The 23,825-nt window shown below is 53.4% G+C and carries 27 protein-coding genes; 17 read left to right on the top strand and 10 right to left on the bottom strand.

Translation table 11 applies throughout. The features are described 5' to 3' along the window. Positions 1-85: 85 nt before the first annotated feature. From F7R27_RS10760 to F7R27_RS10775, 4 genes are all read right to left on the bottom strand, one after another. A complete protein-coding gene (locus F7R27_RS10760) occupies positions 86-676 on the bottom strand; it encodes a hypothetical protein (protein ID WP_151704264.1) in 591 nt (196 codons plus the stop codon). Positions 677-744: 68 nt separating this feature from the next. Beyond that, positions 745-1,815, bottom strand: a complete 1,071-nt coding sequence (gene ada, locus F7R27_RS10765; RefSeq protein ID WP_151704265.1) for a bifunctional DNA-binding transcriptional regulator/O6-methylguanine-DNA methyltransferase Ada — start codon at positions 1,813-1,815, stop codon at positions 745-747. A 16-nt stretch (positions 1,816-1,831) separates the two neighbouring features. After that, complete coding sequence (locus F7R27_RS10770; RefSeq protein WP_206060476.1) at positions 1,832-2,809, bottom strand: DMT family transporter; 978 nt, start codon at positions 2,807-2,809, stop codon at positions 1,832-1,834. A gap of 147 nt (positions 2,810-2,956) precedes the next feature. Further along, positions 2,957-3,613, bottom strand: a complete 657-nt coding sequence (locus F7R27_RS10775) for an alternative oxidase (protein ID WP_151704266.1) — start codon at positions 3,611-3,613, stop codon at positions 2,957-2,959. A 205-nt stretch (positions 3,614-3,818) separates the two neighbouring features. On the opposite strand from F7R27_RS10775, the gene F7R27_RS10780 reads away from it, so the two are divergent. The 9 genes from F7R27_RS10780 (at position 3,819) to F7R27_RS10820 (ending at position 10,397) form a co-directional block, all read left to right on the top strand. After that, positions 3,819-5,204: an FAD-binding oxidoreductase gene (locus F7R27_RS10780; protein ID WP_151704267.1), complete on the top strand. Its 1,386-nt coding sequence runs from the start codon at positions 3,819-3,821 to the stop codon at positions 5,202-5,204. 63 nt (positions 5,205-5,267) lie between these two features. Next, positions 5,268-5,726 carry a protein disulfide oxidoreductase gene (locus F7R27_RS10785; protein WP_168927480.1) on the top strand — a complete coding sequence of 153 codons (459 nt, stop codon included), beginning with the start codon at positions 5,268-5,270 and terminating at the stop codon, positions 5,724-5,726. 119 nt (positions 5,727-5,845) lie between these two features. Then, the gene (locus F7R27_RS10790; RefSeq protein WP_206060477.1) at positions 5,846-6,088 is read left to right on the top strand and encodes a type II toxin-antitoxin system Phd/YefM family antitoxin; all 243 of its coding nucleotides are present in this window, start codon (positions 5,846-5,848) and stop codon (positions 6,086-6,088) included. 4 nt (positions 6,089-6,092) lie between these two features. Then, positions 6,093-6,440, top strand: a complete 348-nt coding sequence (locus tag F7R27_RS10795) for a type II toxin-antitoxin system RelE/ParE family toxin (protein WP_151704270.1) — start codon at positions 6,093-6,095, stop codon at positions 6,438-6,440. An 11-nt stretch (positions 6,441-6,451) separates the two neighbouring features. Then, positions 6,452-7,285 carry an alpha/beta hydrolase gene (locus tag F7R27_RS10800; RefSeq protein WP_151704271.1) on the top strand — a complete coding sequence of 278 codons (834 nt, stop codon included), beginning with the start codon at positions 6,452-6,454 and terminating at the stop codon, positions 7,283-7,285. A 125-nt stretch (positions 7,286-7,410) separates the two neighbouring features. Then, complete coding sequence (locus F7R27_RS10805) at positions 7,411-7,689, top strand: DUF3325 family protein (protein WP_151704272.1); 279 nt, start codon at positions 7,411-7,413, stop codon at positions 7,687-7,689. A gap of 143 nt (positions 7,690-7,832) precedes the next feature. After that, positions 7,833-8,714 carry a ZIP family metal transporter gene (locus F7R27_RS10810; RefSeq protein ID WP_151704273.1) on the top strand — a complete coding sequence of 294 codons (882 nt, stop codon included), beginning with the start codon at positions 7,833-7,835 and terminating at the stop codon, positions 8,712-8,714. A 195-nt stretch (positions 8,715-8,909) separates the two neighbouring features. Then, positions 8,910-10,097 (top strand): M24 family metallopeptidase, encoded by a 1,188-nt coding sequence (locus tag F7R27_RS10815; protein ID WP_151704274.1) that lies wholly within the window; start codon positions 8,910-8,912, stop codon positions 10,095-10,097. Between the two features lie 105 nt (positions 10,098-10,202). Further along, positions 10,203-10,397, top strand: a complete 195-nt coding sequence (locus F7R27_RS10820; RefSeq protein ID WP_151704275.1) for a dodecin domain-containing protein — start codon at positions 10,203-10,205, stop codon at positions 10,395-10,397. Between the two features lie 80 nt (positions 10,398-10,477). Here F7R27_RS10820 and F7R27_RS10825 read toward each other — a convergent pair whose 3' ends face one another. Further along, on the bottom strand, positions 10,478-11,062 hold the full coding sequence (locus tag F7R27_RS10825) for a TetR/AcrR family transcriptional regulator (protein WP_151704276.1): 585 nt from the start codon (positions 11,060-11,062) through the stop codon (positions 10,478-10,480). A gap of 104 nt (positions 11,063-11,166) precedes the next feature. Here F7R27_RS10825 and F7R27_RS10830 point away from each other — a divergent pair, with 104 nt between their 5' ends. The 4 genes from F7R27_RS10830 (at position 11,167) to F7R27_RS10845 (ending at position 14,283) form a co-directional block, all read left to right on the top strand. Then, positions 11,167-11,973 carry an MBL fold metallo-hydrolase gene (locus F7R27_RS10830; protein ID WP_151704277.1) on the top strand — a complete coding sequence of 269 codons (807 nt, stop codon included), beginning with the start codon at positions 11,167-11,169 and terminating at the stop codon, positions 11,971-11,973. 65 nt (positions 11,974-12,038) lie between these two features. Beyond that, on the top strand, positions 12,039-12,245 hold the full coding sequence (locus F7R27_RS10835; RefSeq protein WP_151704278.1) for a dodecin: 207 nt from the start codon (positions 12,039-12,041) through the stop codon (positions 12,243-12,245). Between the two features lie 15 nt (positions 12,246-12,260). Next, positions 12,261-13,172: a LysR family transcriptional regulator gene (locus F7R27_RS10840; protein WP_151704279.1), complete on the top strand. Its 912-nt coding sequence runs from the start codon at positions 12,261-12,263 to the stop codon at positions 13,170-13,172. Positions 13,173-13,371: 199 nt separating this feature from the next. Next, positions 13,372-14,283, top strand: coding sequence for an alpha/beta hydrolase family protein (locus F7R27_RS10845; RefSeq protein WP_151704280.1), 912 nt, complete (start codon positions 13,372-13,374; stop codon positions 14,281-14,283). Here the strand turns inward: F7R27_RS10845 and F7R27_RS10850 are convergent. Beyond that, entirely contained in the window at positions 14,243-15,574 is a 1,332-nt protein-coding gene (locus F7R27_RS10850) for a heavy metal sensor histidine kinase (RefSeq protein WP_168927481.1), read from the bottom strand. The two genes, F7R27_RS10845 and F7R27_RS10850, sit on opposite strands and share 41 nt — an antisense overlap. A 1-nt stretch (position 15,575) precedes the next feature. Further along, entirely contained in the window at positions 15,576-16,259 is a 684-nt protein-coding gene (locus tag F7R27_RS10855) for a heavy metal response regulator transcription factor (RefSeq protein ID WP_151704282.1), read from the bottom strand. A 193-nt stretch (positions 16,260-16,452) separates the two neighbouring features. Here F7R27_RS10855 and F7R27_RS10860 point away from each other — a divergent pair, with 193 nt between their 5' ends. The 4 genes from F7R27_RS10860 to F7R27_RS10875 all read left to right on the top strand — a co-directional run bounded on the left by F7R27_RS10860 (position 16,453) and on the right by F7R27_RS10875 (position 20,026). Then, positions 16,453-17,157, top strand: coding sequence for a cupredoxin domain-containing protein (locus F7R27_RS10860; protein ID WP_151704283.1), 705 nt, complete (start codon positions 16,453-16,455; stop codon positions 17,155-17,157). Then, a complete protein-coding gene (locus tag F7R27_RS10865; protein ID WP_151704284.1) occupies positions 17,154-18,809 on the top strand; it encodes a cbb3-type cytochrome c oxidase subunit I in 1,656 nt (551 codons plus the stop codon). Before F7R27_RS10860 ends, F7R27_RS10865 begins: the two co-directional genes overlap by 4 nt. A 15-nt stretch (positions 18,810-18,824) precedes the next feature. Continuing rightward, complete coding sequence (locus F7R27_RS10870; RefSeq protein WP_151704285.1) at positions 18,825-19,028, top strand: hypothetical protein; 204 nt, start codon at positions 18,825-18,827, stop codon at positions 19,026-19,028. Positions 19,029-19,096: 68 nt separating this feature from the next. Continuing rightward, positions 19,097-20,026 (top strand): WD40/YVTN/BNR-like repeat-containing protein, encoded by a 930-nt coding sequence (locus F7R27_RS10875; protein WP_151704286.1) that lies wholly within the window; start codon positions 19,097-19,099, stop codon positions 20,024-20,026. Positions 20,027-20,131: 105 nt separating this feature from the next. Here the strand turns inward: F7R27_RS10875 and F7R27_RS10880 are convergent, their stop codons facing one another. The 3 genes from F7R27_RS10880 to F7R27_RS18720 all read right to left on the bottom strand — a co-directional run bounded on the left by F7R27_RS10880 (position 20,132) and on the right by F7R27_RS18720 (position 23,397). Continuing rightward, positions 20,132-20,347, bottom strand: coding sequence for a DUF2933 domain-containing protein (locus F7R27_RS10880; protein WP_151704287.1), 216 nt, complete (start codon positions 20,345-20,347; stop codon positions 20,132-20,134). Between the two features lie 17 nt (positions 20,348-20,364). After that, on the bottom strand, positions 20,365-22,659 hold the full coding sequence (locus F7R27_RS10885; protein ID WP_240776345.1) for a heavy metal translocating P-type ATPase: 2,295 nt from the start codon (positions 22,657-22,659) through the stop codon (positions 20,365-20,367). 87 nt (positions 22,660-22,746) lie between these two features. Continuing rightward, positions 22,747-23,397, bottom strand: a complete 651-nt coding sequence (locus F7R27_RS18720; RefSeq protein ID WP_206060479.1) for a Spy/CpxP family protein refolding chaperone — start codon at positions 23,395-23,397, stop codon at positions 22,747-22,749. Positions 23,398-23,825 lie beyond the last annotated feature (428 nt).

Below are 23,825 nucleotides of genomic sequence, written 5' to 3' on the forward strand. Positions count from 1 at the left end.
CCGTTACTGGCTCTAAAAATGAAAAATGTATCAGGCCCCTTTTCTCCTGAAATGTACCAGGCCCCTTTTCCGGCCCCTTTTCCAACTATCGATACCTGCTTCTTGCTCGGAGGGCCTCCAATGCATCCTTGGTCTTTTTGGGATTGATGCCCTGATTGCCCAGAGGCAGGCGCCTGAAACCACTGGGGAGCTCCGGTTGCAGCAGATGTTTTATAACGGTGGATGCTTTGGCATCATCCCAGTAGGGTGAGTTAGCGGCAATCTCCAGGACGACAGTCTTAATCATCCCACTGCCCGCTGAATGGCGTTCTATGGTGATCTGACCTATCTCATTCCAGGGAACGAAAAGGCTCTCCTGATAATCATCTCCACCAACGAAAAACAAGCCGCTCGGATCAGCTGCCATCGCGATTGGCGTGCGCCAGGTTTTTGGTCGCAGCAGAATGATCAGAAAGGGCATGATAAATGCCATCAATATCCACTCGGCTGTATCGGCCAGGCCGCTGAAAATCCGCCATATGGAAAAACTCAAACCCGCCAGCATCACTGCCAGCCCAGAGCATAACATCAACCGCCAGACCAGCCAGTGGGTCTGGTGCAGATAGCAGGGTGCGCCAAGGTTCCTGAGCGAGGAGGGCAGGCCCGTTGGCTTATGGGGGTGAAGTAACATACTCATCTTGCGTACTCAGTCAGACAATACAGTACCTTCATACACCATTTTCTGCGATCAGAATATGCAACACCTTACGACTTAGAAGTATCCTTCTCCCGCTTCAGCAACTCTCGCTTACGCTCAACGCCCCAACGATACCCACTCAAGGCGCCATCGCTGCGCACCACGCGATGACAGGGCACTATGACGGCCAGCTTGTTGGATGCGCAGGCCTGTGCAACCGCACGGACGGCCTTGGGTGAGCCGATGCGCTGTGCGATATCTGTATAGCTGACGGTGCTGCCGGGTGGCACTTCACGCAGTGCCTGCCAGACTTTCTCCTGAAAAGCGGTGCCCTGGATATCAAGAGGCAACTCGATCCCTTTTGATGGGGCTTTGATAAAGGCGATCACCTGCTGCACAAGTTCAGAAAACGTTTTGTCTGCCTCACTCAACAGTGCTTTTGGAAAGCGATCCTGCAATTGAGTGAGCAAGGTGGCCGGATCATCACCAAACTCAATGGCGCAGATCCCCTTGTCGGTAGCCGCAACCGTTATCCAGCCCAGAAAACAGGAGGTAATCGCATAGCGAATGGTCAGCCCGGCTCCGCCTTTTCGGTATAAAGACGGGGACATGGCCAGACGCTCGCGGGTGTTCTCATAAGCACGGCTGCTGGAGCCGAAGCCCGCGTCATAGATGGCGCTGGTCACAGATTCACTCTCCTTGAGGCTATCGCGAAAGCGCTCGACCTGCCGGGCTTTTGCGTATTGCTTGGGTGTCATACCGACTGCTGTCTTGAATACCCGCTGGAAGTGCCACTGGCTTAAGCCTGCCTGTGCTGCCAGGCTGGCAAGAGTTGGGGGTGCTTCAGACTCATCGATCTGGCGACAGGCCTGAGTGATCAGTTCCTGCACGCGAGTCTGTGCTGAGATGGCATCAGGTTTGCAACGTTTACAGGGGCGATAGCCTGCCTGCACAGCCTCTTCGACCGTATCAAAGAACAGAGTGTTCTCACGTTTTGGCAGGCGTGAGGCACAGCCGGGGTGACAATAGATACCGGTTGTTTTGACCGCATAGACAAACACTCCCTTTGCATGTTGATCACGTGCCAAGAGTGCCTGCCATCGACTCTCTTCGGTAGCGAATCTGGATACGGTTACCATTGGTCAGCCTCCTGTTTCAGATGTCACGATCAGTCACCTGCTCCGGCATGGCCGGGGCGCAGGGTGGGCTGCCAGACAGCCAGAGGCGGACAGCCTTGAGCGGCCTGCCATCTATTGCTGCCAGGCCAATAGCGATGAACGCCATGCCGGTGAAGTGCTTCAGTTCAAGTTTTTCACCAAGAAAAACCGTGCCGAGCAGTATCGCACTGACCGGGATAAGAAAGGTCACCAACAGTATATTGGTCGCACCAGCAGTCGACAGCACGCGGAAGTAGAGAATGTAGGCAAGGGCTGTAGAAAGCAAGGCCAGCCCCAGAATTGCAGCCCACACCGTGGCGCTCGGCATGGGCAACAGCCATGGGCGCTCCAGCAGGAGTGCCAGGGGTATCAGCACCAGTGCCGATGCAGTGACCTGACCGGTAGCCGTAACCAGGGGTGGGCTGTTCAGTATGCGAAAACGCCGACCATAAATGCCGGCAAAGGCATAGGATAGTGCTCCACCGAGTACAGCAAGCTGCGCCAGCAACTGCGTACTCAGACCCGATAAAGCCTCGGTGCCGACCATGAAGACAACCCCAGCAATCCCCAGTACTACCCCAGCAAAACGCCCCCCGGTCAGTCGTTCATCCTGGGTCAGGTAGTGCGCTGCGATCACGGTGAAAAAGATGGTTGAAGCATTGAGGATCGATGCCAGCCCGCTGGCTATATAAGCCTGTCCCCAGACGATCAGCGTGAAAGGGATCATATTATTGAGTAAACCCATGCCAAAGAATGCTTTCCACATCGGCTTTTCGGCAGGCATCCTCAACCCCATCAGCACAACCACCAGATTGAGTGCTATCGCTGCCAGCCCGACACGAAGCGCCACGATGGTCAGTGGTCCCAGAGCATCAACTGCGACCCCCACAAAGAAGAATGATCCTCCCCAGAGGATCGACAGGGTAATCAGCAGTATCCACTCGACAGGGCCCATTGAATGATTGATGGCGTTCATGTGTACTCTCGAATTGAGTTGGAATACACCTACTCTAGGCCTTGGTAAGCGGATGAACACTCTGCTTCTTGCTGTGTAATTCGAAAAGCCGAGATTTTTTCAGGCAGGTGGCTGATTGTTATCAGTCTTTCACTTGCTATCAATCCTTCACTTGGGAGGTCTGTCAAAACTGTCTGCAAAACAGTGATTCACGTCTCGATGCCCGGCCTCATCGTTTCTTACCGCAATGATCACCTCTCGAAGTTTCGCATCGGCTGGAAGCTGCCAGTATTCGATGGCAATTTGAGGTGCTTCAATGTTGGGAATATTGCCGTTGTCTACCTCGGCCAGATATTCGGTGTAGCTATACACCGCTTCCTCTTCAAAATAGCCCACTAACCGGTGTGCCGTGCGCCCCGAGATAATATAGAGGATGAAAAAACTGGTGAAAAATATGCCCTGTGCCAGCAGGATAATCATGCGCTCCATCCAGTTGGGCTGGGCAATCTTAATAAAGACCATCAGATGCATGCGCTCGTTTTCAGCTTCGGATAACAGCGTGTGGATCCACTCGCGGTCATCCTCCAAGTGGCGTAATGAGCGCATATGGCGCACCATACCGCCTACCATGCCCGGCACCCCAGCCACAGTTTCCAGCACAACCGCTCGATGGCCATAGCGCTTGGCAAAAAAGCTGTCAGCAAAAAAACGCAGAAATTTGGTCAATCCAAATGCGACGCGATCAGACAGTCCGGTGGGTTGGTGGCGCTTGTGCAGTGGGTCTTCGCTCAGTGTTTGTGGTAGCTCGCTCTCGGTCCTGTGCATGGTAACAACTTCCTGTTCATGTCCATTATTGATGGTGATGCCGGTGTGCGCATCATGTAAGCAAAGGACAATATAGCACGTGTGCTTGGTCTATCTGGTTTCATTACTGTCGGTCTCTGATCCTGCAAAGCAGTCGTACTTCTTGATTGTCTAATGGAATCTGGTACATAGTCCCCATTGGCGCAAACAATCAAATGAGGACACGATGAATACGCTCCTGCAAAACATCCAAGAAGTGGTAGGCCCCAATGGTCTGCTGACCGGCTCAGATGTCAGCCAGCGTTCGGCAGACTGGTTTGGTGATGCGCGTTGTGAAGCAGCGGCGATTATCCGGCCTGCAAGCACGCAGGAGTTGTCGGCTGTGATGAAGCTTTGTCATGCCGCTGGTCAGCCGGTGGTGACGCATGGCGGAGTGACGGGTGTTGTGCAGGGGGCACTGGCATCGGCGGATGAGCTGGTGATTTCGCTGGAGCGGATGAATCAGATTGAGAGCCTCGATCCGGTCGGTGGTTTGATGATAGTGCAGGCCGGGGTGCCTTTGCAGACAGTTCAAGAGAGTGCAGAGGTAGCGGGTTTGCATTTTCCTCTGGATCTCGGGGCACGTGGTTCATGCACCATCGGTGGTAATATTGCAACCAATGCCGGTGGGGTGCGAGTGATCCGCTTTGGCATGATGCGCCAACAGGTGCTGGGGCTGGAGGCGGTGCTGGCGGATGGCACCATCATCAGCTCGATGAATCAGATGCTGAAGAACAATGCCGGGTATGACCTCAAGCAGTTGTTCATCGGCAGTGAAGGTACCCTGGGTATTGTGACCCGAGCTGTGTTGCGCCTGCAGCCACAACTGCCGTGTGAGCAGACGGCGCTGGTGGCAGTGCCTGATTTCGATTCGATGACGCGTCTGTTACAGCAGATGGGGCAGCAACTGGCGGGTAGCCTGAGCGCATTCGAAGTGATGTGGCACAACCACTATGACCTGATGGGGCGCCAGAGTGGTCGGCACACACCACCCATTGCGCCGGATTATCCCTTCTATGCCATTATCGAGTCTCTGGGTGTGAATGATGAAACCGACCGAGAGCTGTTCAATCGTGCGCTGGAGCAGGCATTTGAGGATGGTTTGATCTGTGATGCGGTGCTGGCGCAGTCCGATAAACAGCGTGAAGGGATCTGGGCGATCCGTGAAGATATTGAAGGTTTGATTCAGGAGCTGAAACCGATACTGGCATTTGATATCAGCCTACCGATCCCGGCGATGCAGCAGTATGTAGAAAATCTCGAAGCGCAATTGATGGCGCGCTGGCCTGAGTCTGCACGGGTCACGGTATTCGGGCACCTGGGTGATGGTAATCTGCACCTGATGCTGAGTGTCGGAAGCTCAGATGAGGAGAGTCGCCACGAGGTTGAACGACTGGTATATGAGCCTTTGACGGCGTTGGGTGGGTCGATCTCGGCCGAGCATGGTATCGGGCTGGAGAAGCGTGATTATATGCACTTGTGCCGCACCCCAGAGGAGATCGCCCTGATGCGTACACTGAAGCAGGCGATGGACCCGCTCAATCTGTTGAATCGACATAAAATATTACGCTAGGAGTCCACTATTTTTTCTTTTTACAGAAACAGGCCGCGTTGGCAACGATGGACGTTTGAGATAGTGCTGGTGGTTGTGATTCTGCTGTCCGTGCGCGCCTGGCAGTCTCCAGCAGTAGCACTGGGTGATGCGCCACCGATTGATCGTCTGACCCTGCAGGGGCAACCGGCCTCACTTTCACTATATCGTGGCGAACCGCTGCTGATTCTGTTCTGGGCGGAGTGGTGTCGGGTCTGTCGGATCGAGATGCCCGTTATCAGTAAGCTGGCAAAGGATAAACAGGTGCTGACCATCGCTATCCAGTCGGGTGATGACGAAGCAGTCTGGTCATTTCTGCAGCAGGAGGGACTGGACAGTTTGCCGGTGGTGAATGACCAACAGGGAGCACTGGCACGTGATTATGGTATTCGTGGTGTGCCGGCCATGTTTATTCTGGACGGCAAAGGCCAGATCCGATTTATTGAAACCGGTCTGACCAGTGGCTGGGGGCTGCGTGCCCGGATGTGGTGGGCAGGAAAATAATCCTTTCATAGCTTCGGATAGGGCCGAATTAGGCCATAATTTTGGCCTTTCGTGATTGATATGTATACTGGAGTCAGTGACTGGAGGTTAAGGGTATGCATAGAGCACCTGGAATGAAAATGACAACGATATCGGCTTTCAAGAAAGAGCTGGCTGCGTTAGATGTGACTGGTCCTGTTCTGGTGACGCAGAATGGCGAGCCACTGTACGTAGTTCAAGATCCTGTTCAGTATGAGATGCAGCAGGAGCAGATGGCGTTACTTCGAATGCTGGCGCTGGCTGAGAAGGATGTTAAAAGTAGCCGTGTGAACTCATCTGACGCCTTGCGGAAGGGTTTGAAAAAACTGGCAGGGGATATGTGAGGACGTGGCTATTCAAAGGATTGAGTACACCCATACATTTGAGAATCAACTTCATCAACACCTTTCCTGGCTGGCAAAATATGTTGGTGCAGCTGCTGCAGAACGCCAGCTGCTAGAGGTTCTTGACCAGTTCGAAGCACGAGTCAGAGATCATCCTGTCAGTGCACCAGTTTGTGAAGAGGCGGCAGATCTTGGCCTCACTGACTATCATGATTATGTTGATACAAAACTTCAGGTTAGAATCATCTATCGTTTCGACCCGTCGGCTGAAACAATCCTTGGCATGCTTTATGTGAATACCCGTCAGAGTATGCGCGATGCATTGGTGCAGCTTTGTTTACGCCAGGAGTGAGTGGGTTACCGATGGCAGTTATTCGTTCCATAAAAAGCATCCTGTTTACCCTGACAACCGGCTATCTGTTGCTGGTTGTGCTGGTATGGTCAATGCAAGGATGCATGGTGCATGTGCCCAGCAAACATCTGGTGGCAACGCCTGCCGATGCAGGCCTGGGATATGAAGATCTCACACTGATCACAGCGGACAATGAGACGCTCCACGCCTGGTACATACCAGCCCCCGCTGCACGCGGGGATCTGCTCTTCATGCATGGCAATGCTGGTAATATCTCACATCGGCTGACCTCTATCGGCCAGTTTCATCGTATGGGTCTCAATGTTCTGATTGTGGACTATCGCGGTTATGGTAAGAGCAGTGGTAAGCCGAGTGAGCAGGGGTTGTACAGGGACGCCGAGGCAGCCTATCGGTGGCTCGTTGAGGAGCGGGGTGTAGTGCCTGGGCGGATTGTCGTATTCGGACGCTCACTGGGCGCAGCAGTGGCCGCTCATGTCGCGGCTGAAAAACCGGTGGGGGCCTTGATTCTGGAGTCAGGTTTTACGTCGGTGCCCGATCTGGGGGCCGAAATCTATCCTTTCCTGCCTGTACGCCAGCTATCGCGCTATCAGTATGATACGCGAGAAAAGCTGTCACGCATCAGTGTGCCGGTACTGGTCATACACAGTCCTCAGGATGACATAGTTCCCTTTCATCATGGCCAGGCGCTGTTTGATGCCGCAGCCGAACCCAAGCAGTTTCTTCAGATTCAGGGTGATCACAATCGCGGATTTGTTCAATCGGGGGAGCTGTATACCCGAGGATTGGCTGCATTTGTTGATCGGTGGATGGGTGTTCAGCATTAGGGGATGCTTTTAGATGGTGAGCGAAGAGCTGTTTGGTAGCTGAGAGTCTGCGCTGCGACAAAGGGAAGAGGAAATAATTTTTTTAAGTTTACAAATGATAATAGTTTTCATTAAGGTGTGGTTAGATTGGCAAATCGCATCGTGATTCCCTTCATCATCACGAACTGAACCATATTCCGCGGCTAAGCCATCAGGTGGCGTCGCGGGTTTTGCTCTGTTCATGCGGCACAGTGGTAATGCAGCCTCAAATATTGGGACTGAGTATCGGGCTGGTGGCCTGGTTCGGAGTTACGACGTTTGCTGTATTTATGCTGATACTGCAGATGGCCTATTCCCCGCGTCGGGTTATCTGGTCAGCCATGGCTGCGCTGGTGATCAGCGTGCCGTCCGTATTGATATTCTGAATCATAGTTAAAATTTAGTGAACTCATTGGTCAATACTAGTTGTTTTTTATGTTGATGCAAATAATAATGATTTGTATTAGATATATTAAATGGGTTGTTTAGGCATTATTGTTTAAACGGTAATATCGGGAGTCAGATAATCATGATCACAGCAACGAGTGGATTCAGGGTGTTGTTTCAGCCCAGAAAAATGCTGGGCCTGTTGGTTCTGATCGCTGGTGTTGCGCTGCTGGTATACCAGTTGGTAGTCCTGCTGCAGGAGCGTGAGTTGGTACGCTACGCCTTCTATGCAGGTATGGTTGCTGCAGTTGCCACGGCATTGGGAACCTTACCAGCGATCCTGGCGCACAAAATATCGGACCGTATTCTGGATAGCCTGATGGGGTTTGGAGCCGGAGTGATGTTGGCCGCCTCTATCTTCTCGTTGATTCTGCCATCAGTAGAGATCATGGCAGAGCAAAGTGACATTGCCTGGATTGCTTCAGGACAGGTCGCACTGGCGATACTGCTGGGGGCGATGCTGATGATGGTGATTGAGAAGCTGGTGCCGCACGAGCATTTCATCAAAGGTAATGATAGCACTACAAATACACGCTTGCGCCGGAGTTGGTTGTTTGTGTTGGCCATTGTGCTGCATAACTTCCCGGAAGGTTTGGCGATCGGTGCATCCTATGCTGCAGGGGAGGGGCATGCACTGGCAGCGGGAATCGCCATTCAGGATATGCCTGAAGGATTCGTTGTTGCGATGGCACTGATTGCTGCCGGTTATTCACGGGCTTTTGCGATCACAGTCGGCGTATTGTCAGGGCTGGCTGAGCCTGCCATGGCTATTGTTGGTGCGACCCTGCTGGATGCCAACAGTGGCCTGTTGCCTTGGGGACTGGCCGGTGCAGCCGGTGCGATGCTGTTCGTGATCAGTCATGAGATTATCCCTGAATCACACCGCAAGGGGCATGAGTTTTTCGCAACCAATGGGTTGATACTGGGCTTCGTGATGATGCTGATGCTGGATACGGCGTTGTGAGGATATAAAAGAAACAATAAAGCAGCAGGTACCGCGCGTTTTCAGCACGGCATGATGGTGTAAACCCCAGTTCGGCGAAACTGCATTGATGACGATTTAGTGCAGGACTCGTACTAAGCTCTCTAGTAATTTCATACAGGTAGCTAACTTTAGACCTACACTGTTATGCAAACCGTTATTTACCTGGAGATTGCCATGGATTACCACGCGTACCGTCACGCCTTGGCCCATCATTTAGAGGGCAGTGAGCTGCCTTTCCCCATCGATGAGTTTCGTCACCGCCTGAAACGTACCCGATCTCTGATGATAGAAAAAGGACGCGATGCCCTGCTGCTGACCGACCCTGCCGATATTTTTTACCTGACTGGCTACCACACTTTTGAGGTATCTGTGCATACCGCGCTGGTTGTCACCGCTGAGCGGTTAGTTCTGCAGGTACCGTCGATAGAGACTGGCCCGGCCGTTGTTACAGCCACAGTGGACGAAATCATTGGCTACCGCTGGGAGAATATCGACGAAGTCATTGAGCCACTGCTAGCCTTGTTGTCATCCTACCAGCACATAGGCCTGGATGTGTTTTCTGCTGGTTTGCGGCAAGGCATTATTCAACCTCTGTTACATCGTCTGGGTAAAGCACGCTTTCATAATGATGGTGGTGTATTACTGGATAGTCAGCGTCTGGTCAAAAGCGAAGCCGAGCTGAACTACTTGCGCGAGAGCGCGCGCATTACCTCGATCGGGCTGCAAGCAGCTGAGGCGATTATTGAACCCGGTGTCACCGACAACGCTGTGGCTGCAGAGGGCGCACGTGCCATGCTTGCCGCTGGCAGCGAGTTCATGAGCCTGCAGCCGATTGTCACTAGTGGCCAGCGTATCAGCGTGATCCACGTAAATCATAAACGCACTCATATTGAGGCTGGAGACCCGGTCTTTCTTGAATTTGGCTCAGCCTATCATCGCTATACGGCACCGATGATGCGCACCGCAGTGGCGGGTAAAGCTACGACGGAAATGCATGATATCGCAGAAGTGTGTCGCACCATCTATGCAGCCCTGAAAGAAACGATGCATCCTGGCAACACCTTTGATGATGCGGCACAGGCTGCCGAAGCAGCGCTGGCGCCGCATGCCGATCGCGTGTTTTTCTCAGGCGTGTTCGGCTACTCGGTGGGCGCACAATTTCCACCCAGCTGGGTGGAAGGCACTGGCTATATTGCCCGTGGCCTCAAACACCGCTTCGAGGAAAACATGGTATTCCACCTCCCTCTGTGCCTGCGCCTGCCTGGGGTATGGGGTGTCGGCCTCAGTGACACTGTGCAGGTTACAGCCAAGGGTGGAGTAGCCATCACAGACAACGATTGGCAGATCAACGAGCGTGGATGACAGACTGCCGGATCTCCCTCTATTGCCGGGAATCTTGGCTGTAACTGGCTTTTCCGCATAATTTCTGATTTTGTCAGTCATGACAAGACTGAAAAGGAGATCATCATGCCTGCACGTATTTATAAAATTATTGAAGTGGCAGGTTCTTCGACAGTTGGTACGGATGATGCGATCCGTTGCGCCATTGCCAAGGCTGTGAAAATCGAGTGGGGAGTTACATGTCACCCGGTAGCCGCCTCGGAGATGCGGTTGATGGATCTGTATGCCACCCCTGTCTGTCTGTCGGCCTGCATTGGCTGAACAGATCCTGTCTCCTGAAATACTCCTTGAACAGCCCGGTTACCATTCAATTGGTGATGATCAGCGTGAGCGGGATATGGCTAAAGCCTACCCGATGCACTTATCCACCCACAAACCAGCGTGACCATCTTCTCATCGCTCAGTCCCTGCTCCCTTAAGGATTTCCAGGTTGTGAAATCCAAGGCATGCTGGACGGTGATGGCCAGTTCCGGGTTATTATCCAGCGCTGCCATTAGCCCGTCTTTTATAGAACGCATGAAAGTGCGTACTTCCTCCATCGGTTGCTGTAATGCTGGTACCAATGCCTCATCCCGGTAAGAAACTGTCAACATGCGCTCTGTCTGTCGATAGTAATGATAGAAAGCAAGCAGGGCTGTTCTGGTACGTTCCATCCCATCTGAAATGCTCATCCACTTATCAGGGTCAGGTAGAGGATTCAGGCATAGCCAGTGTGATGTGCAGGCCTGAAATATTGCAGTTTCATCAGCAAAGTGTCGGTAAACGGTAAGCCTTTGTACACCTGCGCGTTCTGCGATGGCACTGATTGTCGTTAAACTGGGACCTAATTCCTCATGTAGTTGCATGGACGCTTCAACAATCCGTTGACGTGTTTCTTCTTTGGTTTCCGCACGCTTGCGGAGTCGGTAGTTGCGCTTTTCTGTCATTCGATAAACATACATGTTTACTTAAATGTTGACAAGTACGATAGGCTGAATTATTTTTTATTTAGATAAACAGTTGTGTTTATTTAAATTCGGAGGATTGATTCATGAGTAAACTTCAACAACCGGTAATGCTGAGTGCCCTGATGGCTGGAGATAGCTGGACAGTTTTGCCCGCCTTTGTTCCTGTACCTGGGATGGGGGTATTGCCTGTTAACAGCTTTCTGTTGCAGGGGAGTGAGCCTCTGCTAGTGGACACGGGGCTCGCAATGTTGGGGGATGCCTATCTGGAAGTATTGGCATCCGAAATTGATCTTGATGACCTGTGCTGGATCTGGCTGAGTCATACTGATGCTGATCATATAGGGAATCTGGCATCAGTTCTTGAAAGGGCGCCTAAAGCAAAAGTTGTTACCAATTTTCTGGGTATGGGAAAAATGAATATGCTGGGTCATGATCTCAGCAGGGTGCACCTTCTGGAGCCGGGTGCGCGACTGGAGTTGAGTGATCGGACGCTGACGCCGGTACGGCCGTTATACTACGATGCTCCTGAAACGATCGGATTCATGGATTCCCGCTCGGGCACTTTCTTTGCTGCCGATAGCTTCGGAGCACTGCTGCCTGATATTGTGAGCACATTTGAGGAGATAGATGAGGACTCGCTACGTGATGGGATGGCTCTCTGGTCAACTGTAGATGCTCCCTGGTTGACAAGTGCAGATCAGGCAAAATTTGCACAGGCTTTGTCAGCAATGCGACAGATCGCGCCTGAAAGAATCCTGTCCGGACATCTGCCGGTGGCGAACAGAGGTGTAGAGCGGCTGACGCGAATCGTACATGAGTTCTGGTGTACTGATACTGAAAGGGTGGCTGACCCCCTGTCGATTGAGATGGTGGCTGCAAGTCTTGGCTGAAACTGGCTTATCCCGGATAATTTTCTGATACTGTCAGTCATGACAAAACTAAAAAGGAGGTCATCATGTCTGCACATGTTTATAAAATTATTGAAGTGGCCGGTTCTTCGACAGTCGGTACGGATGATGCGATCCGTTGTGCCATTGCCAAGGCAGCCGAGAGCGTCAAACATATGGACTGGTATGAGGTGATTGAAAATCGTGGTCATATCGTAGATGGAAAGGTGGCACATTTTCAGGTGGTGGTTAAAATCGGGTTCCGACTCGAATAAGGATTAACCCGCTGCATGTATCGACATCTGCCTTCACTCAATCTGCTGCGCTCTTTCGAAGCGGCCGGGCGGTTACTCAGCTTCAAGAAAGCGAGTGAGGAGTTACATGTCACTCCCTCGGCGATCAGTCATCAGGTCAAGGAGCTTGAGGAGCATCTGGATGTCCGGCTCTTTATCCGGCTGAATAGAGGACTGGAGCTCACCGCAAGAGGTGAGAGCTATCTGCAAGAGGTGTCTCGGGCATTGCAGATCCTGTCGGTCGCGACTCGGGATCTGCGTCCTGCCCGGCTCAAGTCATTGCGGATCAGCAGTATCCCTTCATTGGATTCGGATGTTATAGCGCCGCGTCTGCATCAGTTACAGAGCCTGATTCCAGGTATCGGCATCAAGCTGATTGGGGATGCCAGAGTGCTGGATATGGAAGCGGCGCAGGTGGATGTCGCCATTCGATTCAAGCGTGATCCGGTTGTGGCTGCTGATATGAAGTTGATGGATCTGTATGCCACCCCTGTCTGTCGGCCTGCATTGGCTGAACAGATCCGCCTGTCTCCTGAGATACTCCTTGAGCAGCCCAGTTATCGTTCTATCGGTGATGATCAGTGTTGGTCACAATGGTTTGCTCAGCAGGGCTGGCAGGCACCGGAGACGGAATCCTCCATGCAGTTCAATGCCAATCGCAGTGCGTTGAATGCCGTCAGGCAGGGTGATGGTGTCTGTATGGGCTATCTACCGCTCGTTGTGGACTGGCTTGAAAGAGGCTCCCTGGTTGCACCTTTTCCGGATCGCCGAATCCTGTTCGGGACCATCTATGTGGTGGTTCGGCCCTCTGTTGCCGGTTATCCGGAGGTACAGCAACTGATGGGCTGGCTGAAAGGCTTATTGGCTGAATATGAAAGCCGCTACGCAGCCTTCATGAAAGCAGGGTAAATGCCAGCCATAAAAAGTCACGTTAGATTTTCGTTCAGTCATTCGGGTGAGTTTTTCTTATCTGAATTGTTGAAGAGCTCGTTTGTCACAGGGCCCTCCTGTTACGTAATCTCGATCCGAAATTTGTCATAACAGCGCGTCGTCAGTATTGGCGTCGCCAAGTTACAAGTGCTGCTGTACCAGACAGGAGAGGGCGGTAATGGTTAATATCAGTTCCAAAACATTGCTGGCGCGTGACGGTTATCCCTTGGCAGTGCGTTGGTTTGAAGCTGCCGGATTGGGAGCAAGAACAACGCTGTTGATCGGATCGGCAACGGCCGCTCCACAGACCTATTATGATCACTTTGCGAGCTTTCTGGCGCGTCAGGGGATCAGAGTGGTGACGTTCGACTATCGAACCATCGCGGCCAGTAACCACGCCGACTGGACAGGCAGCGATCCCACGATGCTGGATTGGGGGCGTCAGGATCTGTCATCACTGATTGACTGGGTCAGTGGAGAGTGGCCGCTGGAGTCGATACTTTATCTTGGCCATTCAATCGGGGGGCAGTTGCTGGGACTTACCGATAATCATCATAAGGTCAGTGCTGCCCTGATGGTGGCCTCGCAGAATGGTTACTGGAAAAACTGGCCGAGAATCAACCGCTGGCGTCGCTGGTTGGACTGGCATCTGCTGGTGCCGTTGACACTGCGCATTTACGGCAGGCTGCCCAGTTTCCTGATAGGGGGTGATGGGTTACCCGGCTCGGTAGCGAAAGAGTGGAGTCGCTGGTGTCGCCATCCGCAATTTATTCATGATCAGGATGGAAACTTTTACCACGACAGGTTTGCTGAGGTTCAAACGCCGATGGAACTCTGGGCCTTCTCGGATGATCTCAGGTTTGCACCGGAACCGGCTGTACAGGCGCTGGCCAGATACTATGCCAATGCACCGACGCAGGTGCGACTGATGACCCCAGAGGAGTTTGAGATGTCAGCAATAGGCCATTTCGGCTTCTTCCGGCGCTCAGTAGCGAGGCCCTTGTGGGATCAGGTGGTTGAGTGGCTGGAACCGCATCTGATATCCATGATCATGGAAGAGGAGCAGACATTTCAATCAAAAATCGCGTAACACCGCTTGTCGAAGTCACGCTTATCTGACCGCCATGCGCAGTGATGATCGCGCGCGTGATGGCTAGCCCCAGTCCTGAATGTTCTGTTGCATTATCTCGGGCTGGATGGGCACGATAAAAGCGATCAAAAAGATAGGGAAGGTGTTCTTCAGGTATCTCTTCTCCCTGATTTTCGACGGCGATCTGCACTCCATCCTTGTGTGCAGTGATGATCAATTTAATCTCAGAATCAGGCGCTGCATGGTGTATGGCATTGGAAATGAGATTGGACAAAGCGCGAGTCAGCATGACTCGATCTCCCGCTACCTCTGCGGCGCCTTCAATACTGATCTTTACTGATGACTCTGCCGCCAGTGGCTCGAAGAACTCTGCCAGGCGCCCGGTTTCAGTTGAAAGGTTGATTTTCTCGCGCAAGGGAATGATCAGACCATTGTCCGCCTTGGCAATAAACAGCATGTCTGAAATCATGCGCGCCAGTTTCTCATACTCCTCCAGATTGGAACCCAGCAGATCGCGGTACTCCTCTGGTGTGCGTGAGTGTGACAGGGCCACTTCGGTCTGTATCATCAGATTGTTTACCGGTGTACGTAACTCATGTGCAATATCTGATGAAAAGTGCGACAGACGCTGAAAGGAGTCCTTCAGCCGTTCAAGCATCTCGTTGAGTGACTGCGCTAGCGGTAATAGCTCAGCGGGCACCTGGGTCATGCACAGGCGCTCATCCAGCCTGTCAGCGGATACCTTGCTTGCCAGAGCGGTTACTTTGCGCAGAGGCGCGAGCCCCTGGCGGGCGGCAAACCATGCCAGCACCGTCATGATCAGGGAAAAGAACAGTACGAAGCTCCATACCAGGCGATTGAAATAGATCAGGAACTCTTCATGGTGTGTGATATCCAGGTCGATCGTCAGCAGGATGTTGCTATCGGGTAACTCGGTTGGGTAGATTCCGCTGAGACGTCGAAAATGGTGTCCATCCTGTTGCCAGCTAGTCAACTCTGGTTCAATGAGTGATCTTGAGGTGTCTGATGTTCGGATAGCTGAGATCATCACATGATGGGTATGCAGGGTGTTCAGTTGGTGCAGCAGATAGTCCAAGGCATCCGATGTAGTAGCTGTTGCCAGTTGTGGCGTGATTACCGCCAGTCTGCTTTTTAATTCGGTCGTATCCTGCTCGATAAAATGTCGATCAATAGCCAGGGACAGCATCCAGCCGGACAATAGCAGTACCAGTGTGGCGGCTATCGTAAAGAGTAACGCCAGACGGGCTGTGAGTGATATCGGTTTCATCATGCTATTGATTCGTGTCAGGGTCTTCCAGCACATAACCCATGCCACGGACATTGCGGATCAGTCTGGGAGAAAAAGGGTCATCCACCTTGGCACGCAGGCGGCGCACGGCGACCTCGACCACATTGGTGTCACTGTCGAAGTTCATATCCCAGACCAGAGAGGCGATCAGTGATCGTGGCAGAATCTCCTCCTGACGACGCAGCAGCAGTTCAAGCAGAGCGAACTCTTTGGGGGTGAGAGTAATACGTTGCCCGGCGCGATGAACGCGGCGGCGCAGCAGGTCCATTTCCAGATCACCTGCTTTTAATATTTCGACCACAGGCGCCTTGTTGCGACGGGACAATGCCCGTACCCGTGCGAGTAGTTCAGAGAAGGCAAAGGGCTTGATCAGATAATCATCAGCACCCAGTTCCAGCCCCTGCACGCGGTCTTCCACCTGATCACGTGCGGTCAGAAACAGCACCGGCATGTCACGACCGGAGGCGCGAATTGACTCCAGTACCTTCCAGCCGTTCATGCCGGGCAGCATCACATCCAGGATCACCAGATCATACTCTCCCTCCAATGCCATATGCAGGCCATCGGGCCCGTTCCGGGCAAGGTCTGTAACAAAACCAGCCTCGATCATACCTTGCAGCAGGTAGTCACCGGTTTTGGGTTCGTCTTCAACAATCAGTATTCGCATGTCCTACATTCTCAGGTGCCAGAGCATGACACGCAAGCGGTTACCAGAAAGATTACAAAGTTGTAATCCAGCGGTAAAAGTTCAGTCGGTATCTGCCCCTTATACTCGTTCCAGTAATCGTAATGCAATGACAAGGCGTTTTTGGGTTCAGAACTCCTGCAAGGAGTTTTTGGCAGGGCGCAAGGGAGGCAGCATGGCTTCAGAAAAACATTTTACAACCCGGCGCGCTTTTATCGCGGCTATGGGGTTTGGCGGCGTCAGTCTTTACGGTGTATGGGCTGCCTATGGTGCAGCACCTGGTCCGCTTGCACTACTCGGAATGGGAGGGCACGGAGACCACGGTGCGGGAGCGGGTGGGCATGCTGCCCATGCAGGCCATGGTGCGGCGAGTGGGCCGAGTGTTGAAGAGTTCAATCGCCAGAGTGCCGCATTCATCGAACGCTATAGTCTGTCGGATGGCACGGTTCATCCGCGCCAAATGACATCGATGCCTGGAGCTGCTGAGGGCGTAATGGATCACGGTGCTATGGATCAAGGTGCTATGGATCACAGCATGATGGCTCATGGCAGTATGGCTCACAATGCCGTTGAGCAGGAATCAGCTGCTCTTCAGCAGGAGGTGCTGGATGTCTATCTGGCAGCTGGCATGTGGTATTACCAGCCGAACAAGTTACGTCTGGATGTCGGGCAACCCTATCGATTCAGAATGATGGCAGTGGATGTCTCCCATGGTGCATCAATTCAGTTCGGCCAGGGTGGTCGGATGGTGCGTCTGCGGCCCGGTCGTTTAACCGAAATGGAGATCACCTTTAATGAACCGGGCAGATATCTGGTGTATTGCACCGTCTTTTGTGGGGCTGCGCACGATGTGATGCAGGCTACTCTGGAGGTTGTATGAACAATACCTATACAGATCGATTTGCTGCACTGGCGACGTCTGACCGGCGTTTGCTTGCCCTCATGAGTGCTGCCTCTCTGGTCATATTGGTGCTCGGGATTATGGGTGGGCTAATGACGGCGCTGGCCCGGGGAGGCTTTATCGATATCCTGAACACCACGGGCTATCGTTGGCTGACGCTGCATGGTGTCAGTATCTTCTTTTACTGGTTATTCATCGCGCAGGCTGCTCTGCTGCTGGGCTTCGCAGCCATTGAACGGGGCAGAGGACTGGTCCTTAAAGCGCTCGCCTGGCTTGGTTTTGCATCGATTCTTGTTGGTTTTGGATTGAGTATGGTCGGAATCCAGCAAGGGATGCCGCTGCTTTATGATGGCGCGCCGGAGTTGGCCAGATATGCACCGCGAGATCTGCTGGTGTTCAATCTGGGGTATCTGTTGCTGGGGTTGGGTTTGATGATATTGCCTCTTTCAGCCATTGCCACACTGATCGAACCGCGTCGTGCCGGTCGTCAGGAGCGATTGTCAGCCGTGGGTTTTGCACTGTTTACCTGGGCCGGTTTTCTGATTGTCAGCGGTTTTGCCGCTATCTACACGTTTTTACCGGGCACGCTCTGGGCCTTGGGTTGGGCGGATTTTCCGGCTAATCACGGCACCAATTGGCATATCGTCTTCCACAATATGCATTATTTACCGCTGATGGCGACGGTGCTGCTCTGGTATGTCCTTATCCATGCGCTGACCGGTGTGAAATCCGTGTTTGGTGAGCGTTTTTCCAAAATCGTGTTTGCGCTGTATCTGGTTTTTGTGCCGCCGACATCGCTCTATCACATGTTCCTTGAGCCGGATCTTCCCGGAGTGGTGCGTGTGGTTGGTTCGCTACTGTCCCTGTTTGTCAGTGTCCCGACGCTGACTGCCTTTTTGATTATTGTCGCTTCACTGGAGGTCTATGCGCGCAGTCAGGGTGGGCGAGGACTGTTTGGCTGGATACGTTTGCTACCCTGGCGCCATCCGGCAATGTCTGCGATTGCCGTGGCGGTGCTCAGCATGGGGTTGGGAATCACCTTTGCGTTCGTTCTGATACAGGAGCAGCTAGCACCTCTGCTGTCTGATACCTTTTTTGTACCGGGCTACTTTCACTTTTTTACGGTTGGCACCGTCAGCCTGACCTTGCTGGCTGCGCTGCAGGTGATGCTGCCGGGCCTGGGGGGCAGGGCGGCCTGGCGGCCTGAGCTGATGCGATTACTGCCCTGGTTGGCGTTTATCGGTCTGTTGCTGTTTGGTGGTGCGGGTGTCGCAGCGGGTTATCTGGGTGTACCACGCAGAGTGATGGATATGGCTTATCAGGGCCAGGCCCCGGAGATGTGGCAGATCTTGATGGCTACAGTGGCAATTGGCGGCAGCATTATGGCACTTGCCCTGATCTTATTTGCAGCGGGTGTTGCTGTTTCGCTGTTGCCGCGTCGTCAGCCACTGTCAGAGCAGGTTGGCTTAACCGTGGACTGGAGCCGCCATGTGGTGAGCCCAGGGCTACGCGCCATGACAGGGCCGTTGTCCATATTGGTGATCGTGTTGGCCATGTATGGCTTTACCATCATTGGTTTTGAAATGATGCAGGCTTTACCCGCTACTGCCTCCGGTGGCGGTGGCCATTAATAGGAGTATATGACAATGAATGAAGATTTCTGGCTCATCGTCCCGATTGTGGTTGTCTGGGCTCTGCTCGCGTTGGCCTATGCTCTGGCCCCTTGGGGTGACATGATTGGCTATGCCTGGGTATGGGGGTTTGGCTCACTGCTGTTTACGGTGCTGGCTGCGCTGTTGGTAGCGCGCCCGATCACTGCAGCAGATATCGGATTGAAAGCAGATCAGTAGAGATCATGACTGCCTGATTGTTTACAGGTGTATAGTATTCAGTAATAACGAGATCAAGAGGAGTTTACATGTTTTATCGATTACCACACTGGAGCCGATATGGGGTGCTGCTTCTGTTAGCCATACCACTGATTCTGGTTGGTCTGCGGTTTATGCCAGCCTCATCGAATGCTGATTTCATGCAGCCTGCTAAATCAATTTCTCATCTGCATGGACTGGGCGTGGATGCTGTCAATGACCGTATTGTGCTGGCAACGCATCATGGCCTGTTTGCACTGGCAGATGGAGCGCTGTTTCAGATGGGGGATAACCGGGACGACTTTATGGGTTTCTCACAGCATCCGTATGATCCAAATATCATTTACGCCAGCGGCCACCCTGCCCGTGGCGGCAATATAGGGGTGATCAAGTCGGAAGATGGCGGGCGTACCTTCAACCGGCTTTTTACCGGGCTGGAGGGTGAAACGGTTGATTTTCACAGCATGACGATCAGTGCCGCCGATCCCGAGGTGCTGTATGGCAGCTTTGCCGGGCGGTTGTATCGCAGTGTTGATGCAGCTGTCAGTTGGAGCTTTGCCGACGCAGATGGGCTTCCTGCTCAGGGTGGTTTTTGCTGGGGTGCTCCCTGCCTGGCGGCCAGTGGCACCGAACGCGATACAGTTCATGCAGGCACTCCACAGGGAGTGTGGGTGTCTGAGGATCTGGGTGAACGTTGGGTAGCGACAACGGGCCAGACGGGTGCTGTGGCGGGAGTGGGTAGCAGTCTGCATCAACCGGGTGTGCTGTTTGCACACACGGAATCCTATGGCGTTGCCCGCTCAGCAGATGGTGGGCAGAGCTGGGAAGCCCGCAATACGGGCCTGCAACTCGAGGCGAATGAGCTGGTGTTTGCCTTTGTCTTCCACCCTCAATTGCCTGACAGAGTCTATCTGGCGACAACCGGGAATCAGGTTTATGTCAGTGATGATCAAGGCGATAACTGGGTCAAGTTTCTGTAGCAGCAGTGCCGACAGCGAACAAAGAGCAGTACCGTAAGCATCCCACAGAGGGTGTTTCGTGTTCAAGGAACATGGTGCGGTGAGCTTTGTAGAGATCTGATCTACTCAGTGCTGGTCATCATCGCGCCGGTCATGGTGATGGTGTCCATGCCCTCGATGCATGAAAAAATGCATCAGGGGGCAGATCAGTATGATCAGATATGGCAGAACACCGAGGATATGGCCACGGTGCTGATCCCAGAAGTAGAGCAGTACCAGTGACACCACAGCGATGGCGATTGGCCAACTGCGTTGCAGGGATGAGTGCTTGATAGGGTTCATGAAGATGCTCCTTCTAGTTATCTACTGAAGTTATCTACTGATGTTATCCACTGAGCGTGTCTGCGCTTCAGTAGCAGAGAGTTGCCTATCACCGATAATGAGCTGGCTGTCATGGCGATAACGCCGATCATCGGGTGCAACAGACCCAGAGCGGCCAGCGGGATAGCGGCGGCGTTGTAGGCACTGGCCCAGATCAGGTTCTGTACGATCTTGGCGAAGGTGGCGCGAGACAGGTGCATCGCTTCGACCACGGCACTCAGTTCACCACGCACCAGGGTGACATCGGCCGCTTCGATGGCGACATCCGCCCCCGCTCCGATGGCAATGCCCACATTGGCTTGTTTCAGGGCGGGCGCATCATTGATGCCATCGCCGACCATGGCGACTTTATTACCGTATTGTTCCTGCAGCTTGCGTATGGCATCCACCTTGCCTTCCGGTAGCACACCTGCCTGAACTTCATCGATGCCCACTTCGCTGGCAACGGCACGTGCGGCGCGCTCATTGTCACCGGTAATCATGACCACATGCAGGCCCAGTGCGTGCATGCCACGAATGGCGGCGACTGAATCCTCTTTGATGGTGTCGGCGACCGCGAGCAGGCCCAGAGCCTGACCGTTCAGTGCCACCGTGACGACTGTCCGCCCCAGTGATTCGAGTCGGGATAGCTCCTCGTCCAGAGCATCCAGCCCTTTGACGCCATCCTCTTCCAGAAGTCGGCGGTTGCCTATCAGAACCGCTTCACCGTCGATCTTCCCGGCAACACCTCGTGCGCCGGTGGAATGGAAGTCAGTGACCTGCTCAGGTTCTATGCCCTGTTCACGGGCACCGGCCACGATCGCTTGGGCGATCGGGTGTTCTGAGGCATTTTCGACACTGGCGGCAAGCTGTAACAGTTGCGACACCTCAATACCGGGGGCAGCGTAGGTATCGGTCAGTTTGGGTTCGCCTCGGGTGATGGTGCCGGTCTTGTCCAACACCATCACTTTGACATCCTTGAAGGTTTGAATTGCCTCGCCGGAACGGATCAGGATGCCGCGTTCCGCGCCGATCCCGGAGCCCACCATCAAAGCGGTCGGTGTGGCAAGGCCCAGCGCACAGGGGCAGGCGATAACCAGCACGGCAATCGCGGCGAGCATTGCCAACACCAATGAGCTGGCCTCTGGATTGACCCAAGGCAGGAATAGGGCGCCCCATTCAAGGACTGGCCGCAGGCTGTCAGCGGCCAGAAGCCAGGCGAATAAGCTACCCAGTGATATCAGAATCACCACCGGGACAAAGCGACCCGTCATGCGGTCAGCGAACTCCTGAATCGGCACGCGTGAGCCCTGTGCTTCATCAATCAAGCGCACCACCTGAGACAGGAAGGTATCCTTGCCAATGCGCGTTGCCCGCACAAGCAGGCGACCTTCTTTGTTGATCGTGGCACCGATCACGGTATCGCCGGTGCTTTTGTAGACCGGAACGGATTCGCCAGTGGCGATTGATTCGTCCAGATGGCTTTCGCCGCTGACCACCTCACCGTCGGTCGGCACCTTATCACCGGGTCGTAACACCATGATATCGCCGACCTGCAACTCGTCTATGGCGATGTCGATCTCCTGTCCATCACGCTCAACACGGGCTGTTTTTGCCCCCAGCGTCAACAGACTGCGGATCGCCTGTGATGCCCGCCCTTTGGCGCGAGCCTCAAGATAGCGACCGAGGAGATGGAAGGTCATGATGGTTGCAGCCATCTCTACGAAAGAGGTCATGGGGTAGATAAACCCAATCAGACCGATTATGTAGGGTGGTAAACTGCCCAGCGAGATCAGTACATCCATATTGAACGTGCGGTTGGTCAGTGATCGCCACGAGGCTTTATGAGTGGCCGCACCGCCGTACAGAAACACCACCGGGAACGCCAGCAACACAACGATCAGCAGATATCCCGGCAGCGGTTGCCAGAACATATGCGGTATCATCAGTAACATGATCAGCGTGGTGGGGATGCCCGCGATCCACAGGCGCTTTTTGGCGGTGTCCAGATAGGCTTCGTCGATCTCTGTATCTGCCGGACCTTGATCATCCAGTGCATCATTTCGCACAGCGGCGACGTCATAGCCAGCCCCTTCGACAGCAAGGCGCAGTTGCTCACCATCCGGGCCACCCGGCTGAACAGTAACCTCCACCCGGTGGTTGGCGATATTGGTATGGATCTCGCCGACGCCATCAAGGCGAGTGAGTGTCTGGCGGACAATACCGGCACAGTGGTCGCTGCCCATGCCGGGTACGGTCAGTTTGAATAGCGTGCTCTGAACATCTGCTGACATGATCTGTCTCCCTTTGAAATCTGGCATTGATATCGGGCCATCGCGGAGTTTCCATCTGCGATGGCCTGGTGCCAGTGTCGTGACTGATCAGTGGTGAGCCGCGTGGTCTGTCTCATCACTGTTGGTCGCTGGTGACTCTATCAAGGTCTGACGTTGTTCATCCGTCAGCAGATCCTGAATGGCGTTATTCAGCTTGATGCGTGCAACAAGCATTTCACCATGCATCTCGGCAATTTGACTGTGCAGTGCCTTGATTTCATCAGGGTTCGGACGATCTGATGACATTTTCTCCATCAGGTCTTCGCGCAGATTCATCAGTTGGCCCATCTGTTCGAACTGAATGGGTCGGTGAGCGTGTCTGAGCTTGCGAACCTCTAACCGTTGCTCAGGTGTCAGTTGGGCATGCATACCAGCCCCCATCATACCCATGCCGCCTTCCATCATGGGGCAGGAATTCATCATGCCGCCTCCCATGCCCGACATCATGCCGCCCTGCATGCCGCCGCTCATCATGCCACCCATCATGCCCATTCCACCCTTACTCATGGGTGAATCAGCTTCTGACTTCATGCCGGACTGCCCACTGGGCATGCTTTCCATCATGCCAGAGCCCATCATGCCCGAACCCATGCCCGAGCCCATACCCGAACCCATGCCCTGAGCAATGACCTGGCTGGACATGGCGGTTAACAAGAGTATGGTTAAGCCTTGTAACAGACTGTTTTTTGAAATATTCATGACTATTCTCCTGGCAGGCAAAGCCTGCATTCATTGCACTGAAAAAGATCTGGATTGTTTCTTACGTCAACGGCTATCGCTGCGTGCGATCACTCATAAACGCAGGCGTTGTGTCAGTAAGAATATTGGTGCAGATGAGGAGAGGTGATAGGTCGCAGTCGGGATACTGGTTGACTGATAGTTTGCCAGTCCGGATAAATCAGCCAGCTGTAACAGGAAAAAATCAGGCTTCAGCTCGGGTTTGACATGTCTTGATTGGACCAGTGCATCCTGTGAAGAGTTTACAGAATGACAGTGATGTTCGTTGTGGGGTAGCTCCAGGCCAGACCACTGATGCTCCGTACTGGATGTTGCCGCATGTGCATTGGCAGTCGTGCAGAGATGCAATATGGAGAAAACAATCAGAAACAATACAACCCCTGCGGCCA

The organism is Nitrincola alkalilacustris, from assembly GCF_008973755.1.
GTDB lineage: Bacteria > Pseudomonadota > Gammaproteobacteria > Pseudomonadales > Balneatricaceae > Nitrincola > Nitrincola alkalilacustris.

Coding starts and splice junctions, on each gene's coding strand:
- ada (WP_151704265.1), bottom strand. CDS start 1,815: ATGGTAACCGTATCCAGATTCGCTACCGAAGAGAGTCGATGGCAGGCA.
- F7R27_RS10850 (WP_168927481.1), bottom strand. CDS start 15,574: ATGATGAAACCGATATCACTCACAGCCCGTCTGGCGTTACTCTTTACG.
- F7R27_RS10840 (WP_151704279.1), top strand. CDS start 12,261: ATGTATCGACATCTGCCTTCACTCAATCTGCTGCGCTCTTTCGAAGCG.
- F7R27_RS10790 (WP_206060477.1), top strand. CDS start 5,846: ATGACAACGATATCGGCTTTCAAGAAAGAGCTGGCTGCGTTAGATGTG.
- F7R27_RS10800 (WP_151704271.1), top strand. CDS start 6,452: ATGGCAGTTATTCGTTCCATAAAAAGCATCCTGTTTACCCTGACAACC.
- F7R27_RS10855 (WP_151704282.1), bottom strand. CDS start 16,259: ATGCGAATACTGATTGTTGAAGACGAACCCAAAACCGGTGACTACCTG.
- F7R27_RS10780 (WP_151704267.1), top strand. CDS start 3,819: ATGAATACGCTCCTGCAAAACATCCAAGAAGTGGTAGGCCCCAATGGT.
- F7R27_RS10875 (WP_151704286.1), top strand. CDS start 19,097: ATGTTTTATCGATTACCACACTGGAGCCGATATGGGGTGCTGCTTCTG.
- F7R27_RS10775 (WP_151704266.1), bottom strand. CDS start 3,613: ATGCACAGGACCGAGAGCGAGCTACCACAAACACTGAGCGAAGACCCA.
- F7R27_RS10835 (WP_151704278.1), top strand. CDS start 12,039: ATGTCTGCACATGTTTATAAAATTATTGAAGTGGCCGGTTCTTCGACA.
- F7R27_RS10870 (WP_151704285.1), top strand. CDS start 18,825: ATGAATGAAGATTTCTGGCTCATCGTCCCGATTGTGGTTGTCTGGGCT.
- F7R27_RS10815 (WP_151704274.1), top strand. CDS start 8,910: ATGGATTACCACGCGTACCGTCACGCCTTGGCCCATCATTTAGAGGGC.
- F7R27_RS18720 (WP_206060479.1), bottom strand. CDS start 23,397: ATGAATATTTCAAAAAACAGTCTGTTACAAGGCTTAACCATACTCTTG.
- F7R27_RS10885 (WP_240776345.1), bottom strand. CDS start 22,659: ATGTCAGCAGATGTTCAGAGCACGCTATTCAAACTGACCGTACCCGGC.
- F7R27_RS10810 (WP_151704273.1), top strand. CDS start 7,833: ATGATCACAGCAACGAGTGGATTCAGGGTGTTGTTTCAGCCCAGAAAA.
- F7R27_RS10860 (WP_151704283.1), top strand. CDS start 16,453: ATGGCTTCAGAAAAACATTTTACAACCCGGCGCGCTTTTATCGCGGCT.
- F7R27_RS10865 (WP_151704284.1), top strand. CDS start 17,154: ATGAACAATACCTATACAGATCGATTTGCTGCACTGGCGACGTCTGAC.
- F7R27_RS10825 (WP_151704276.1), bottom strand. CDS start 11,062: ATGACAGAAAAGCGCAACTACCGACTCCGCAAGCGTGCGGAAACCAAA.
- F7R27_RS10830 (WP_151704277.1), top strand. CDS start 11,167: ATGAGTAAACTTCAACAACCGGTAATGCTGAGTGCCCTGATGGCTGGA.
- F7R27_RS10820 (WP_151704275.1), top strand. CDS start 10,203: ATGCCTGCACGTATTTATAAAATTATTGAAGTGGCAGGTTCTTCGACA.
- F7R27_RS10770 (WP_206060476.1), bottom strand. CDS start 2,809: ATGAACGCCATCAATCATTCAATGGGCCCTGTCGAGTGGATACTGCTG.
- F7R27_RS10845 (WP_151704280.1), top strand. CDS start 13,372: ATGGTTAATATCAGTTCCAAAACATTGCTGGCGCGTGACGGTTATCCC.
- F7R27_RS10880 (WP_151704287.1), bottom strand. CDS start 20,347: ATGAACCCTATCAAGCACTCATCCCTGCAACGCAGTTGGCCAATCGCC.
- F7R27_RS10760 (WP_151704264.1), bottom strand. CDS start 676: ATGAGTATGTTACTTCACCCCCATAAGCCAACGGGCCTGCCCTCCTCG.